The organism is Actinobacillus ureae ATCC 25976, from assembly GCF_000188255.1.
Taxonomy (GTDB): Bacteria; Pseudomonadota; Gammaproteobacteria; order Enterobacterales; family Pasteurellaceae; genus Actinobacillus; species Actinobacillus ureae.
Genome location: NZ_GL831080.1, coordinates 1,529,027 through 1,544,606, shown reverse-complemented (window position 1 = coordinate 1,544,606; position 15,580 = coordinate 1,529,027). Strand labels below are relative to the sequence as shown.

Annotated in this window: 10 protein-coding genes, 1 tRNA gene and 3 pseudogenes; 8 read left to right on the top strand and 6 right to left on the bottom strand. The window is 37.9% G+C overall.

Annotated elements, in window-relative coordinates:
- The first annotated feature begins 40 nt into the window (after positions 1-40).
- Positions 41-116: transfer RNA gene (locus HMPREF0027_RS07230), tRNA-Asn, on the top strand.
- 230 nt (positions 117-346) lie between these two features.
- On the opposite strand, the pseudogene rlmD reads toward HMPREF0027_RS07230, so the two are convergent.
- The 5 genes and pseudogenes from rlmD to HMPREF0027_RS07205 form a co-directional block, all read right to left on the bottom strand.
- Positions 347-1,439 (bottom strand): annotated as a pseudogene (gene rlmD / locus HMPREF0027_RS07225) (23S rRNA (uracil(1939)-C(5))-methyltransferase RlmD); the annotation flags it as partial.
- Between the two features lie 71 nt (positions 1,440-1,510).
- The gene (locus HMPREF0027_RS11340; protein WP_005623595.1) at positions 1,511-2,860 is read right to left on the bottom strand and encodes a restriction endonuclease subunit S; all 1,350 of its coding nucleotides are present in this window, start codon (positions 2,858-2,860) and stop codon (positions 1,511-1,513) included.
- Positions 2,860-5,106 carry an N-6 DNA methylase gene (locus HMPREF0027_RS07215; protein ID WP_276324227.1) on the bottom strand — a complete coding sequence of 749 codons (2,247 nt, stop codon included), beginning with the start codon at positions 5,104-5,106 and terminating at the stop codon, positions 2,860-2,862. Before HMPREF0027_RS07215 ends, HMPREF0027_RS11340 begins: the two co-directional genes overlap by 1 nt.
- A gap of 189 nt (positions 5,107-5,295) precedes the next feature.
- A complete protein-coding gene (locus HMPREF0027_RS07210; protein ID WP_044024357.1) occupies positions 5,296-6,306 on the bottom strand; it encodes an IS1595-like element ISAur1 family transposase in 1,011 nt (336 codons plus the stop codon).
- Positions 6,307-6,390: 84 nt separating this feature from the next.
- Positions 6,391-6,621, bottom strand: a pseudogene (locus HMPREF0027_RS07205) (TRAM domain-containing protein); the annotation flags it as partial.
- 56 nt (positions 6,622-6,677) lie between these two features.
- Between HMPREF0027_RS07205 and HMPREF0027_RS07200 the strand changes: the two are divergent.
- From HMPREF0027_RS07200 to rluA, 4 genes are all read left to right on the top strand, one after another.
- Positions 6,678-8,003 (top strand): anti-phage deoxyguanosine triphosphatase, encoded by a 1,326-nt coding sequence (locus HMPREF0027_RS07200; protein ID WP_005623586.1) that lies wholly within the window; start codon positions 6,678-6,680, stop codon positions 8,001-8,003.
- Between the two features lie 91 nt (positions 8,004-8,094).
- Entirely contained in the window at positions 8,095-8,460 is a 366-nt protein-coding gene (locus HMPREF0027_RS07195; protein WP_005623583.1) for a hypothetical protein, read from the top strand.
- A gap of 153 nt (positions 8,461-8,613) precedes the next feature.
- Positions 8,614-11,523 carry an RNA polymerase-associated protein RapA gene (rapA, locus tag HMPREF0027_RS07190; protein ID WP_005623580.1) on the top strand — a complete coding sequence of 970 codons (2,910 nt, stop codon included), beginning with the start codon at positions 8,614-8,616 and terminating at the stop codon, positions 11,521-11,523.
- A gap of 117 nt (positions 11,524-11,640) precedes the next feature.
- Entirely contained in the window at positions 11,641-12,309 is a 669-nt protein-coding gene (gene rluA, locus HMPREF0027_RS07185) for a bifunctional tRNA pseudouridine(32) synthase/23S rRNA pseudouridine(746) synthase RluA (protein ID WP_044024356.1), read from the top strand.
- 539 nt (positions 12,310-12,848) lie between these two features.
- On the opposite strand, the gene ampD is transcribed toward rluA, so the two are convergent.
- On the bottom strand, positions 12,849-13,400 hold the full coding sequence (ampD, locus tag HMPREF0027_RS07180) for a 1,6-anhydro-N-acetylmuramyl-L-alanine amidase AmpD (protein WP_005623572.1): 552 nt from the start codon (positions 13,398-13,400) through the stop codon (positions 12,849-12,851).
- 197 nt (positions 13,401-13,597) lie between these two features.
- Here ampD and HMPREF0027_RS07175 point away from each other — a divergent pair, with 197 nt between their 5' ends.
- From HMPREF0027_RS07175 to HMPREF0027_RS12000, 3 genes and pseudogenes are all read left to right on the top strand, one after another.
- Positions 13,598-14,440, top strand: a complete 843-nt coding sequence (locus tag HMPREF0027_RS07175) for a 23S rRNA (adenine(2030)-N(6))-methyltransferase RlmJ (RefSeq protein WP_044024355.1) — start codon at positions 13,598-13,600, stop codon at positions 14,438-14,440.
- An 81-nt stretch (positions 14,441-14,521) separates the two neighbouring features.
- Positions 14,522-15,166, top strand: coding sequence for an orotate phosphoribosyltransferase (gene pyrE / locus HMPREF0027_RS07170; protein WP_005623568.1), 645 nt, complete (start codon positions 14,522-14,524; stop codon positions 15,164-15,166).
- Positions 15,167-15,294: 128 nt separating this feature from the next.
- Positions 15,295-15,564 (top strand): annotated as a pseudogene (locus tag HMPREF0027_RS12000) (5-methyltetrahydropteroyltriglutamate--homocysteine S-methyltransferase); the annotation flags it as partial.
- Positions 15,565-15,580 lie beyond the last annotated feature (16 nt).

The following is a 15,580-nucleotide window of genomic DNA, read 5'->3' as shown; positions in this document are numbered from 1 at the left end:
CACTAAAACGGTTTAGCTATATTATTTTTCTCCGAAATGTTCCTCCTTAGTTCAGTCGGTAGAACGGTGGACTGTTAATCCATATGTCGCAGGTTCGAGTCCCGCAGGAGGAGCCAACTAATTTCCTTTAGTTTTGCTTTTGTTCTTGTTTTATTTGTCTCCTTTTATAAAACAGTGATTCATACCTCCAGAATTAGAACAAAAGAATTTGCCCTGTAGGTTTTCTACGGGGTTTCTTTTTTTCTATATCTTGTCAAAACAATTCCTATTTCTTCAAGATTATCATCACAGAATATCCTAAGTATAAATCAACCTAATTTCGGTTTATGCTGTGATGATGTGTTCATTATTTAGTAAATAACGAAATAGATTCCAAATGTCCTGTATGTGGGAACATATCGATCATTGCCGCTTTTTGCAGTTTATAACCGGCTTGAATCAGTTTTTCCGCATCTCGTACTAAGGTGGCAGGGTTGCAGAAAACATAAACGATCGTTTCGGGATTCAATGCGGCTAAGTGATCCAAGCAGAAAAATGCGCCGTTATGCGCCGGATCTAATAATACTTTGTTGAACGGTTCGCTTGCCCACGCTTTATCGGCAAAAGGTTAGTTTGGTAAAATTCTACGTTTTTTAGACCGCTTGTATCTTGATTCTGTTTGGCTTGTGCAACCATCGGCTGAACACTTTCCACGCCGACGACAAAACCGGCTTGTTTAGCGATGGGTAAAGTAAAGTTGCCCATACCGCAGAATAAATCCAATACGCGATCTTGTGCGGAAAGATTGAGCCATTCCAGCGCTTTATCCACCATTTTTTCATTTAAGTTGCCATTCACTTGAATGAAATCACGAATCGAAAAGCCCAGTTTTACACCATAAATTTGGTAGTAGGGCGCTTCACCACTTAATTAAACGATATCATTTTCAGCGGTCATCACATACAATGAAAGTGAATATTGTTCAGCAAACTGTTGCAAATTTTGGCTATTTTGCGGATGGAATTGCTCGACGTTACGCACCAGCATCGTAATCGTATTATCCGCTTGAACCAATTCAATATATCCCAGTGATTTTTTTTCTGCCACATGCTAAATAGGCTTTGCAGTGGTTTGATAAGCTGAGAAAGCGGCTCGACCAACACTTCACACTGCTCAAGCGGTATGATTTGGTTTGAATTTTGCATTCTAAAACCAATCGCTAACTGATTATTTTGTAACTCAATACTGAGTTTGGCTCGGCGGGGATAGCCTTTATCGTTACCGACAATCATCGGCTGAAAATCAATCGGCTGTGATTGCAGTTTTTGTAAGCGTTGAAAAAGCGCACACTGTTTGGCTTCTCGCTGTAAATCTAGCGGAATATGCTGCATTTGACAGCCTCCGCATTTGCCGTAGAGCGCGCAACTCGGCTGTTGGCGTGCGGCGGATTGCTTTAAAATTTAAGGCTGTGTTTTAACGATGTGTTGATATTTAATTTTAGAAAAGGTAGCTATTTAATAGTTACCTTTTCTTATTTAAAAATAGCTTTCTCAAATTCCATTAACGCCTCAATACGATATGCAGAAGCAGTAGCTAAACTATCTTTTTGCTGCTGCTTTTGGGTTTGAATATATGTGAGAATTTTGGTTTGAATTTCTAGGTTTAAAACAGGCAGAGTTAAGGCTTTCAAAAATGATTTTGGAACTCGTTGCTGACCTGCTGAACCTGTAAAATACTGAGTCGCAATTTTTCTTAAATGGCTGGTACGCAAAAGCGAATGTAGCAAATGAATAGAAAAATCTTTGTTTTTGGCTCGCAAAACATGAAATTCCGTTGAACCAAATCCAAAACCATTTTCTAAATTGCTTGCAATCGCAGATTTTCCATTTTCCATACACGGTGTAATTTTTGCCCAAATTAAATCATTTTCTTTAAATTTAGTGTAGTTGGGCTTTAATGTTTGCTTGTCGTAAATGGAAATTTCTCCATAAATGTCAGAAACATTTGCCATTGGAATGAAGCTAATGATTTGGTTACTGGGAATTTGTGTAGTTGGGTTAATTTCAAAAAAGTTTGTAATAGGTTTATTTTTAAATTGATTGGATTTAAAAATAGTTTCAGCAGTAATGGCATCTTGACTGACAACTCCCCATAAATTCAAATCCCTAAAATTCACAAACTGCAATTTCCCAGTTTGTACTTTTTGAGTTTGTTGAATTTCAATGCCAAGCTGTTCAAACAGATATTGCTCAATATCGCTATCTATTTGATTGGCTTGTTTTTCCAATTCATCGGCCTTTGCCATTTTATCTTGATAGGCTTGGGCTAATGCTTTTTGCGTGTTGATGTCAGGTAAGGGAATTTGCATTTTAATCAAATTATCAAAACTCAAATTTTGCCGAACCGAACCTGTTGTATTTTCTCTGATAATACGGTTGTAAAAATTCGTTTTGAAAACCAAAAATAAATATTCAGGCAGCAATGTAGTCTGACAACTGAATACCACATAAGCTGGGCTAATATATTGGTGCTGATGTTTTTCGGTTTTCAATCCGATTGAACCTACGTTAATACGGTAAGGATTGTAGGCAATAAAACCTGTTTCCATTTTTTTGTATGGCTGATTGATTTCTTTGCCTTTTGAAATATAGGCATCAAAAATTCCTACTTTGTTATCCACACCCAAAATCGCAAAATCTTTTTCAGGAAAATCAAAAGGCTTGATTTTGTTATTTTGTTCAATTAAGTGTTCTGCCAAAAATTCAATTTTGAAATTTGATTTCAGCAAATTTGTATTAACGTATTGTTTTACATTCCAGTTATTGAATTGCGAAAAATCTACAAAATGCAAAAAAGCTGTTTGAAAATTGCTTGTTCCCATTATTCCGCCCTTTCCGCAAACGTGCGTAAAGTGCGTTCTAATTTACCACCGTTTTCTGTGTACTCGTAATGATGGGCGGTATGATTTTCCCAAATACTTTTAGCTTTGCGATATTGTGTATATTCGTCTTTTAGCTTTGGTAAATCGTTTTCAATGGCTGCACCTGTACTGTCAATCCCTGCTTTTTCTACTTCTGCAAGCGGAATTTGGTAGTCAAACTTGGTTTTAATTGCTTGACGGATTTCATCTTTAATTTGGATTTCTAACTGTTTGAGTTCATTTTTCGCCTGTTTTTTCGCTTGTTTCAATTCATCTTTTAAGCGATTTTGTTCGGTTTTTTGTTCATCTGTGGCTTTGGGTGGTAATTTATCCGCTTTTTTATCCAAAATTGCTTGAAGTTTGGCTTTTCGCTGGGCGTATTTTTGCTCTACTTCGGCGGTAGCTTGCATTTTAGCGGTTAAATATTCCTGTTCTTCGCTTTCAGTAAAGCGTTTCAGAAAGACAATACTAGGCTTCACGGTTGCACCTGATGCAACAAATACATCTTGCGGAATGGACGTGATTAAAATAATTTTGGCTTTACTTTCAAAATAATGTCGAACTTTTTGTAAATCGCCATTATTTAATACGCCTTTCGGCAAAACAATGCCCATACGTCCGCCTTTGCGTAACAGTTTCAGGCAGCGTTCAATAAACATCACTTCGGTTAAAGTGCTAAACTTACTCACTTCAAATTTATCAACAATGACTTTATTTTCTTCAATTTCTAATTTTCGCTCATTTCCGATACGTTCATAATTCTCATATTTAGCTTTCCAATTTTTATAATGTGGCTTGTCAATTAGGCTATCTTCTTGAGTTAATTTTAAATCTTTTGCTACACGAGAACCGAAAGGTGGATTAGTTAAAATTACATCAAAGCGTTCTTCAAAAATACCATTTATATTCAACAAACCATCATTGTGATGTACGCCACCGTGCCCATCGCCGTGCATAATCATATTCATTTTGGATACTCGTGCCATTCTCGGATTAGCGTCTGTTCCATAAATGCAATTGTGCGAAAGTTGGTACAAACGGCTATTTGGGTTGTCTAAATCTAGCTCGCTATTTAGTTCGCTAAATAAGCCATCAACTTTAGCTTCTATATTGGCTTTTTGCTGTTCATCTGCCTGCTCGTAGGCTTCATCAAAATAGCGATTTTTTATGGATTCTTTTTCTTCTTCTAAATCTTGTCGAATGGATTCCCGCATATATTCAAAGGCGTTAATCAAAAAACCACCAGAACCACTACAAGGATCGCATACGCGTTCTCCTTCTTGTGGATCTAAAATTTCGGTCATAAATTCCACCACACTGCGCGGTGTGAAAAATTGTCCTAACTCACCACGAAATGTTGTCCCTAAAAATTTCTCAAAAGCAACGCCCTTTACATCATCAGATGTTTTAGAAAGATTGTATATTTGTAGTTTTTCCAGAATTGCTAAGAAACTTTCTCTACGAATCTTAATAACCTCATCATCTTCAAATAATTGCTCTGCCTTATATGCATTTTTTGTGTCATCAAACCAATAAGTCACATAAGAAATATCATCTTTAGGTCCATTTCTTCGTACATTTACCGGACGTATATTCTTTTCATAATGACTTTCTTGTTCTAAAAATTCTTCTTTGGTAAATATCTTCCCTTTTTGTTTATTTCGTTCATACATAATTTTCATAAACAAAATTTTGCTAATTTCATCAAATGAGGCTTCGGGAGATAATTTGTCATTATTACGAATAATACTGTGGCATTGATGCAGTAGCTTGGCAAATTCATCTTTTTCAAAAACTTTTTCAGCTTTGAGCATCTCTTCGATGACTTTGCTATCAACAAGTTGTTTTGCTGTTGGTAATTCTGATAATTCTTTACCTAGGTATTTAGGGATTTTTTCTTTGAAAACTTGAAAATAGCGAGTTTCTTTACTGTTATGAGTAACAAAAAAATTAGCCCCGGCCCAAGTAGCATAATTTAAGCCTTGATAATAGTCTTCGGGCTGAATGGTTACGTTGTCGGATTTGCATTCAATTACAATGGCGGCGTGTTCGTTATTTTTTTTGGCTTGCTCGGATTTCCAAATAACAATATCCGCTCTGGCTCGCCCAGTACCACGACTGGAATTGGTTAGACTCAATTCTTGTGCCATTTGATTAAGTGAATAACCATATTCATTTACCAACACACAAATAAATTTTTGACGTATTTCTTCCTCGGGAGTGATGTTAACGGTTTGTTATTTAGTGGAGAAAAAATTTGATTTGATTTTTCGTTGAATTGATATTGAAGTTTAGACATTTCAAACCTCCAAATAAGTGTTGGAAGTTTGAAAAGACAAGATTAAACTAGGCTTGTAGGCACATGATTACACCTTAAATTTGAAAGTCAAGTTAATTTACACAGGAATAGCAGGACGTTTAGCCACGTCTGCCGACTTAATTGTGCACATGGTTTTGCGAATGAAATCCAGCAAAACAGCTTCTTTATTCGCCAAAGTATCTTTGGCAAAATTCACGAAATTGTGATACACCAAGTAATTATTCAGATACTTGGTTGCCACACCTTTGAAGCGGTGGACAATCAGGTTTTTCAGCCTGCTGTGGTAGCTGTTGACGGTTTGAATGTTGAATGTACCGACAGCACGTTTACCGCGTGGAATGCGGATATGGCTTAAATTCATGTCCAACGATAATTTTTGATACGGTCTTAAAGAATCGGTAACGAATACAGAATCTTTGGCAACTTTGCCATTTAGAACTTTTTGTAAACCTTTTAGAGACTGCTTACCCAAATTGCTAATTTTAGCAACAGATTTACCGTCTAAATCGATACCGCAAGGAACACAGACTTGTTCTTTTGAAATGCCGCGCTTACCGGCTCTTGTCCCGCGTTTGTGAGCAGGGCGCGGCAGTTGAAAATCCTTGTGATGTCCTTTGTAAGAAATCGTCGAATAAGTTTCATCGGCTTGCACAATGCCGTCTAACTCAACTTCATTCATCATGTTTTGAAGTGCGTCTAAAATTTTGTGCCGCCAAGTAAACGCAGTAGCAAGATTGATTTCACAAATTTCAGCACATTTGCGGAGTGGGTATTTTTCAATCATGCAATGAATGTATTTTTCCCAAACTTCAATGTCTTTTTGCGTGTTGTAGAGAATAGTGCCTGTTTGCTCAACAAAAGATTTTTTGCAATCACGACACAAATAGCGTTGGTTATTGCATTTCGTACCATTTTTTACAAAATGCGTAGATTGACAATGTGGGCAATTCGTAACTTTTTTTTGTTCAATGACTTTTTTAACCTGTTCTTTTGAGCTGGCAGAAGTCAAAAAAGCCTGTTTATCCGTATCGGACAACTTTTCAAAAAGTTGTTTTAAAATGTCTAATTCTTTTGTTACGCCCGACATGCTAAAATCCATTATAATTCAATTCATTATAAGGAATTTTATCAAAATTTAGTATAAAAATCAACACATTGTTAAAACACAGCCTAAAATTTTAACCGCTTTTGCTCGTCCGTATTGGCGTTTTTCTTCCAACACACGGATTTCAACTTGTTCATTAGGTAAGGGGTTTTCGATAAACCAAGTTTTACCGGCTATTTTCGCCACGCCTAAACCTTGGTAGTCTAAAGATTGAATGGTAACCGGCGGACAAGCGGTCGTTTTTGCCGATTTTTTTGCTTGCTGTTTTGCAGCTTTTTCAGAGTAGAACAGTGCCATTTTTAGTGTAAAATCAAATTCGTAAAGTCAGTTATTATACATGAAAAAGGGGAAAGATGATTTCGAATGTTTGGACCGAACGTTTTTTGGCGGATAAAAAACGGGAACAAGACCACCGTTCACCGTTTCAGCGAGATCGTGCAAGAATTTTACACTCCGAAGCCTTTCGTTGCTTGCAAGCTAAAACGCAGATTCACGCAGTTGGTGAAGATGATTTTTATCGTACTCGCTTGACCCATTCACTTGAAGTGGCGCAGATCGGCAGTAGTATCCGTGCGAAATTATTACGAGAAAAACAAGCCTTTCAAGCGGTTGTTTCCGATCAAAAATTTGCAATTTTAGCTGAAAATTTGACCGCTTTATTGCCGTCTCGCAGTTTGATTGAATCGCTTTGTTTTGCGCATGATATTGGACATCCACCATTTGGGCACGGCGGCGAGATGGCACTCAATTATAAAATGCGTGCACATGGCGGTTTCGAAGGTAACGCCCAGTCATTTCGGATTGTTACCCAACTTGAGCCTTATACGCCGCAACACGGTATGAACCTCACTCGTAGAACCTTGTTGGGAATTATTAAATATCCGGCACTGCTTGAAGAAACCGAACCGCAAGCACGCCCGCAATTTGCTGAGTCGCCTTATATCAACCTGCACCAATTTAAAACCTGTAAGGGCATATTTAGCGATGATCAAACCTTTTTCGATTGGGTGTTAGCACCGTTAAGCGAGCAGGATCGTAAGTTACTACGTACGATAAGTTTCAGTAAAGATCCGCTTGAACCGCATAAAACGCAATATAAATCATTGGATTGCAGCATTATGGAATTTGCCGATGACATTGCTTACGGTGTACACGATTTAGAAGATGCGATTGCTGGCGGTATGGTCACGCCACAATCATGGCAACAAGCACAGCAACAATTAGCACAATGTTCTTCAAGCTGGATTCAAACGATTTTACCGACCCTTAGCCAGAAATTATTTTCACAACATCGTTATGAACGTAAAGATGTGATCGGGGCGTTAGTCAATTATTTTGTGACCAACGTCCAATGGCGTGAGCAGCCGGGTTTTGATGAGCCGTTATTACGTTTTAATGCGTATTTACCGGATGATGTGAAATGTGTACTGGAAATTTTAAAACGCTTTGTTTACCAATATGTGATTTGTGATGTGAAAACACAAAGAGTGGAATACAAAGGTCAGCGTATTTTAATGGCGTTGTTCGATATGTTAAGTACTGATCCGGAACGTTTATTGCCACAAAATGTCGCTTTACGTTGGCAACAGGCTGAAGTGGCAAAACGCCCTCGAGTGATTTGCGATTATCTTGCCAGTATGTCGGACGGACAAGCATTCAAACTTTACCAAAGTTTATAAAAGTTTGAAGAACTAAGTGGGTATTCGTTCGTCTTATGTGCATCCAAAATGGAGTATTACAATTTTTCATCTTTATTACGGAAGGACAATTATGAAAATGTTATCGAAAGCAACTTTATTAGCAACCACATTAGGCTTATTTACAGCAACGGCATTTGCTGCAGATATTCCTCGTGAGATTTATCGCCCGAACGGTAAATTAGTGAAGGCAGACCGCCAAGGTAATGGTGAATATGAAGTGGAATACCGTTTACGTGGAAATGACGTACGTGGGATTGCAAGAAATGCGATTTCACACGCAAAACGTCATGGTTTCCGAGTAACAGAGGCTGAAATTGAAAGAGATGATGCGGATCTTAAATTTGAACGTGGTGATCAAGAGTTAGATATTCAAATTGAAGTAAAAAATCGTAACCGTATTGAATATAAAGCGGATTTAGACTTAGATAAAAACTAATCAATCCAGTATATTTTTAAAAAAACCGTTTGCTAGTTGCAAGCGGTTTTTTTATGCCCAAAATTTGCAAAATTCTTTATAAATCAGACCGCTTTGAGTCGTTAAATTTGGTAGAATAAATAGGAATTTATAGATAGGAGATATAACCCAAAAATGTTCGTAGTAGGTCAGCGCTGGATTAGCGAGTCAGAAAATAATCTAGGTTTAGGTATTGTGACGGCAAGTGATAATCGTACTGTTACCATTCAATTCCCAGCCGCAGAGGAAGAGCGTATTTATGCGCTTTCGGTTGCACCTTTAACACGTGTGCAATTTCAAAAAAGTGATCGAATCAATAGTGTAGAGGGGTGGCAGTTAGATGTTGAAGAGGTGGTCGAAAACCAAGGCTTTATTATCTATTTAGGTAAGCGAGCGGATTCTGGTGAAGAAACGGTATTGCCTGAAATGCAGTTAGACCATAAAGTAAGCTTCAGCAAGCCGCAAGACCGCTTATTTTCAGCACAAATTGACCGTTCTGACCGTTTTGCTTTACGTTATCGAGCATTACAACATCAACAAGCACAATTTCAATCGCCGTTACGTGGAATGAGAGGTATTCGTGCGAGCTTAATTCCGCACCAATTACATATCGCTAAAGAAGTCGGACAGCGTGTTGCGCCACGAGTGTTATTAGCAGATGAAGTCGGCTTAGGTAAAACCATTGAAGCGGGGATGATTTTACAGCAACAACTTTTTTCCTGTAGAGTGGAACGAGTATTGGTACTCGTGCCGGAAAGTTTACAACATCAATGGCTAGTTGAAATGTTACGCCGTTTCAACTTAAAATTCTCATTGTTTGATGAAGAACGTTGTAGCGATTTTGATAAAGCGGATGAAGACGGTAATGATGTCAGCGAAAATCCGTTTGATAGCGAAGCGTTAGTGATCGCTTCAATCGACTGGTTAGAAACTTCACCGAATCGAGCTAAACAAGTATTGGCAAGCAATTGGGATATGCTCATCGTGGATGAAGCTCACCATTTGGAATGGTCGGAAAACGAGCCGAGTGTCGGCTATCAATTTGTTGAGCGTTTATCAAAACAAACCTCAGCGGTATTACTTCTCACCGCAACACCGGAACAACTTGGACAAGAAAGCCATTTTGCACGTTTAGCATTATTGGATGCAGATCGTTTCTATGATTACAACAGCTTTGTGGCCGAACAAAAAGATTACAAACCGGTGGTGGATGCGGTGGCAAGCTTACTGAATGACAAACCGTTGAGCAATGAAGAGCAAAATAGCATTGCGGAATTACTTAGTGAGCAAGATACCGAACCGATGTTTAAAGTGATCAATAGCGAAAAATCGAAAGAAAATGACCGCTTGCAAGTGCGTCAAGAATTGATTCGTGAGCTGATTGACCGCCACGGTACTAGCCGAGTGTTATTCCGTAATACTCGCCAAGGTGTGAAAGGTTTCCCACATCGTGTTTATCATCAAATTACCTTAGAAATGCCGAGTCAATATACCAATGCGTTAAAATTGATGGGGATGATGGGCGGTGTAACCAAAGATGATCAGCTTTATCCGGAACGTTTATTCCAACGTATGAATCCGGCAGCAAAATGGGCGGATTTTGACCCTCGTATCGAATGGTTGATTACTTTCCTGAAAAATCACCGTGACGAGAAAATCTTAGTCATTTGTAAGCAAGCGGATACGGCGATTGCGCTTGAGCAAATTCTACGTGAACGTGAAGCGATTCGTTCGGCGGTGTTCCATGAAAAAATGTCGATTGTAGAACGAGACAGAGCTTCCGCTTATTTTGCACAAATGGAAGAGGGTGCTCAGGTCTTGATTAGTTCGAGTATCGGATCGGAAGGTCGTAACTTCCAATTTGCAAGCAATTTAGTATTGTTCAATTTACCGGATAATCCGGACTTATTGGAACAAAGTATAGGACGTTTAGATCGTATAGGTCAGAAAAATGATATTCAGATTCACGTACCGTGCTTTGAAAATTCAATGCAAATAGTATTGGCGACTTGGTATCATCAAGGTTTGAATGCGTTTGAAGAAACTTGTCCGATGGGCGCTGCATTATTCCGTGAATTTGGTGAAGAGTTGGAAACTTTCCTGAAGAACCCGCAAGCGGTCGGATTGGACGAGTTTCTTGCAAAAACCTTTAAGCGCCAGCAACAGTTGAAAGCGGAATTAGAGCAAGGTCGAGATCGTTTGCTTGAGATAAATTCAAATGGTGGTGAAGCAGCACAGGAACTCGCTGAAGCGATTGCGAAAGAAGATAATAGCCCACATTTAGTCAATTTTGCTTTGAGTTTATTTGATGTTATCGGCTTAGAGCAGGAAGATTTAGGTGAGCAATCTATTGTGATTAGCCCGACTGGTCATATGCTTGTACCTGACTTCCCAGGGATTGCGGAAGATGGTACGACTGTCACCTTTGATCGTCAGCTTGCCTTAATGCGAGAAGATGTTGAGTTTTTAACCTGGGATCACCCAATGATTCGTAACGGTATTGATTTGATTACTTCCGGCGATATCGGTAAATCGGCAATTTCGTTACTGATTAATAAAAACTTACCGGCAGGTACCTTATTGCTTGAAGCGATTTATATGGTAGAAACACAGGCACCGAAAGGATTAAATTTAACGCGTTTCCTACCGCCGACACCGGTGCGTATCTTATTAGATAATAAAGGTAACGATATGGCGGCTCAGGTGTCGTTTGCAGGGCTTGAGAAGCAGTTAAAACCAGTGAATAAACAAATGGCAAATAAAATTGCGAAGATGGCGCAAGTGGATATTAAGAAATTGATTAGTATCAGCGAGCAAAAAATTGCAGCCAAATTACCGGAATTAATTGAAAAAGCCAGCCAAGAAGCGGATAGTATCTTAAGTGCGAAATTACATCGTTTAACCTCGTTACAAGCGGTGAATAAAAACATCCGTGCCGATGAAATTGAAGCATTGGAAAAACAACGTGTCGAATCGCTGAATCAAATTGCATTAGCGAATTGGCGTTTAGATAGCTTACGTGTCATTGTAAGTAATAAAGAATAGGGTATTTATCACGGAATAGACAGAAATACGGCAAGCGTGAGAATTTGCAGAAAAAATTTCAAAATTCACCGCTTGTTTCTTGTATTCGTCCATTCCGTGTTTTTTATGGTAAGAAACATGGCATTAATTGAATATCATCCCCCACTTGAACCGTTTTTAACGGAAGTCTATCGTGATAATCATATTTTAGTGATTAATAAACCGAGCGGTTTGCTTTCCGTACCGGGCAATCGCCCTGAGTATTATGACAGTGCAATGACTCGTGTACAGCAGAAATACGGCTTTACCGAACCTGCACACCGCTTGGATATGGCAACCAGCGGCATTCTGTTATTTGCACTCAGTAAAGCGGCGGAGAAAGAGTTAAAGCGTCAATTTCGTGAGCGAGAGCCGAAAAAACACTATATCGCTTTATTATGGGGCAAGTTAGGTGAGAAGGTCGGTGATACAGGTGAAATGAATTTTCCACTGATTTGTGACTGGGAAAATCGCCCTCGTCAGAAAATTTGTTATGAACGAGGCAAAAAGGCGATTACGCATTACGAAGTATTGGCACATTTACCGAATAATACCACTCGAGTGAAGCTTACCCCGATTACCGGCCGTTCACATCAGCTAAGAGTGCATTTGCTTGCGTTAGGACATCCGATTCTCGGTGATAAATTTTATGCTAATCCATTAGCTAAAAGTTTAGCACCTAGATTGTGTTTACACGCAGAAAGCTTAACTATTACGCACCCGATTAGCGGTGAAGTGATGACTTTTAATGCGTCAGCTGATTTTTAAGTAAATTTTTGTTTAAATAACTTTACTTTAGTGTAAATTAACGTTATTATATAATTTTTTAGGCAGGTTAGCCCTTGTCATGAAACAGGCCATCATCAGATGGCTTAGAAAATTTTATTCATTCCTAGTATTGGCTAGTTCTTCGGAACTAGCTTTTTTTTGCTTTTAATGCTGAATATTAAATTAGTGTATGTTTTTATTTTTTAATATAGGAGTGTAAGAAAATATTCTTAAACTGAACATAGTTCAATTATACATTTTGTTTAAAAAATAAGTTTTGAAACGAAAGATGAAAAATAATTTATCTTTTATTTAAAAATAGCTTTTAATTTATTTTATTTCGCATAAAATATATTTTGTAGCTTCGGCAATACCACATAATTGCAGAGGGGACAGTCGTTAAATAACTAAGAAAATTTTATTCATTATATTATCTTATTGGCTAGGCTAATCACCTAGCCATTTTTTATTTAAAATTTAATATTTTAAATAAGTATTAAAATATTTCAACTTTAAATTGAAAATATATTATATAAATTCTATTTAGTTATTAATGTTATATAATATTCCCAATCGAAATATTGACCTGGGTCGATTTTTCTACCGGGGGAAATGTCATTATGACCGACAATACGATCAGAGGTGATATCTGGATACTTTGCCATAAGTTCCTTAGTTAAACTTGCAAGAGATTGATATTGCTGTTCTGTGAAAGGCTGGTTGTTACTCCCTTCCAATTCAATACCTATCGAATATTCATTGCATTTATCTCGCCCGCTAAATTCGGATAATCCTGCATGCCATGCCATATCATTAAAATTCACATATTGGGTAAGTTCTCCCTTGCGATTAATTAAACAATGCGCAGAAACACGTAAATCTTTTATTTCTTCAAAATAAGGATGAATGGTTGGATCTAGATTTCCTTGAAAAAATTGGTCGATAAAATTTCCACCAAATTCTTCTGGGGGGAGACTAATATAATGAATAACTAATAATGAAATATCATTTTCTTGAGGCCGTTGATTAAAATGTGTAGATGGAACTTGTCGTTGGTGAATTAATTTTCCGTTTTGAATAGTAAGATTCATATTCTGCCTTATGTTTATTCTGATGTTAAGCGTAATGAAGTGGAAGCATGAAAAAATTACTGAACAATCGTTCATGAAAATATTGTTTTCACATAAAACGTTACGCAACGTAATCTCAAATTGTGTTACATTTCTGTGTTTTCTATGCTATTCCGTGTTAAAATTAACGAATTAACTTATTGAAAAAAGAGAGAATTATGCTTAGTTATCGCCATAGCTTCCACGCGGGTAACCACGCCGATGTTGTGAAACATATTGTTCAACTTTTGATTTTACAATCATTAAAACAGAAAGATAAAGGCTTTCTTTATCTTGATACTCATTCCGGTGTTGGGCGTTATAGTTTATTGAGTGCAGAGTCGGAGAAAACCGGAGAGTACTTAGAAGGTGTAGCCCGTTTATGGGAACGTACAGATTTACCGGAAGAAGTAGCGCTATACATTAACGAACTGAAAAAAATTAATAAAGGCGATAAGTTACGTTATTACGCAGGTTCTCCTTTGTTGGCGGTTAATCAGTTACGCCCACAAGATCGTGCAATTTTAACCGAGCTACATCCGAATGATTTTCCATTATTACGTCAAGAATTTGCCAAGAAAGCGAATGTGGTGACTAAACGTGAAAACGGTTTTCAGCAATTAAAATCCGCATTACCGCCGAAAGAGCGTCGTGGGTTTGTGTTAATCGATCCGCCGTATGAATTAAAAGAAGATTATGAGTTGGTGGTGAAAGCGATTGAAGAAGGTTATAAACGTTTTGCCACGGGTATTTATGCGATTTGGTATCCGGTGGTGTTACGTCAGCATACGAAACGTATTGTGTGTGGTTTAGTTGACTCGGGAATCCGTAAAATTTTACAAATTGAATTGGCGGTACGTCCGGATTCAGAGCAACGAGGTATGACGGCAAGTGGTATGATTGTAATTAATCCGCCTTGGCAATTAGAAAGCCAGATGAAAAAAATTCTACCATATTTAACGGAAGTGCTTGTGCCGGAGGGTACGGGTAGTTGGTCTGTTGAATGGATTACTCCTGAATAATCTTTTCCCCTAGCCTTTTATTAGGTTAGGGGATTTTTTTGCAATTTTTTTAGTAAAAATAACCGCTTATAGAGGATAAATATGGAACAATATAAACACGATTTTATTGAATTTGCATTAAGCCGTAATGTTTTAAAATTCGGTGAATTTACCTTGAAATCCGGCAGAAAAAGCCCTTACTTTTTTAATGCAGGCTTATTCAATACCGGTAGAGATCTTGCCAAACTCGGCGAGTTTTATGCGCAAGCGATCCAAGCAAGCGGTCTAAATTTTGATGTACTTTTCGGGCCGGCTTATAAAGGTATCCCGATTGCGACTACGGTTGCAGTTGCGTTAGTAAACCAATTTGATGTGGACAAGCCTTGCTGTTTTAACCGTAAAGAAGCGAAAGATCACGGCGAAGGCGGTAATCTTATCGGCTCACCTTTAAAAGGGCGTATTTTATTAGTTGATGACGTAATTACTGCTGGTACGGCAATTCGTGAGTCGATGGAAATCATTAATGCAAACCAAGCGGAATTAGCCGGTGTGTTGATTGCATTAAACCGTAAAGAAAAGGGTAAAGGTGAGCTTTCTGCGATTCAAGAAGTTGAACGTGATTACGGTTGTCAAGTTTTCTCAATTGTTGATTTTGACGATTTATTGCAATTTATTGAGAAATCAGAGCAATATACACCATATTTAGCTGCAATGAAGGCATATCGTGAGCAATATGGTGTTAAGTGATTATGAATTTTATTCATAATGAGTGAAGATAACTTTCATCTGAGAAAATATTAATCGGTCTTGTTTGGAAATGAAATTTCACTTAAATTAATCTCAGTGATAACAAATAAGAATATACGGAGTAAAAAATGGCAAATACAACATTACCTTTTTATGCAGATACTGTGGGTTCATATTTAAGAACAGACGCTTGGAAAAAAGCGCATGCAGATTACAAAGCTGGCACAATTTCTCTTGAAGCACGTGATGCGATTGTTGAAGAAGAAGTAAAAAAATTAGTACAGGCATAGTTAGATGCGGGCATTCAAGTGGTAACAGACGGTGAGTTCCATCGTTCTTGGTGGCATATCGATTTCTTAGAAAATTTGAACGGAATCGAAGGTTATGTACCAGAAAAAGATTAGGGGCTGTAGT

Bases quoted from the DNA above. Each gene is read 5' to 3' on its own strand.
- HMPREF0027_RS07210 (WP_044024357.1), bottom strand. From the start codon at position 6,306: ATGTCGGGCGTAACAAAAGAATTAGACATTTTAAAACAACTTTTTGAA.
- ampD (WP_005623572.1), bottom strand. From the start codon at position 13,400: ATGAATCTTACTATTCAAAACGGAAAATTAATTCACCAACGACAAGTT.
- HMPREF0027_RS07175 (WP_044024355.1), top strand. From the start codon at position 13,598: ATGCTTAGTTATCGCCATAGCTTCCACGCGGGTAACCACGCCGATGTT.
- rapA (WP_005623580.1), top strand. From the start codon at position 8,614: ATGTTCGTAGTAGGTCAGCGCTGGATTAGCGAGTCAGAAAATAATCTA.
- HMPREF0027_RS07195 (WP_005623583.1), top strand. From the start codon at position 8,095: ATGAAAATGTTATCGAAAGCAACTTTATTAGCAACCACATTAGGCTTA.
- pyrE (WP_005623568.1), top strand. From the start codon at position 14,522: ATGGAACAATATAAACACGATTTTATTGAATTTGCATTAAGCCGTAAT.
- rluA (WP_044024356.1), top strand. From the start codon at position 11,641: ATGGCATTAATTGAATATCATCCCCCACTTGAACCGTTTTTAACGGAA.
- HMPREF0027_RS11340 (WP_005623595.1), bottom strand. From the start codon at position 2,860: ATGGGAACAAGCAATTTTCAAACAGCTTTTTTGCATTTTGTAGATTTT.
- HMPREF0027_RS07200 (WP_005623586.1), top strand. From the start codon at position 6,678: ATGATTTCGAATGTTTGGACCGAACGTTTTTTGGCGGATAAAAAACGG.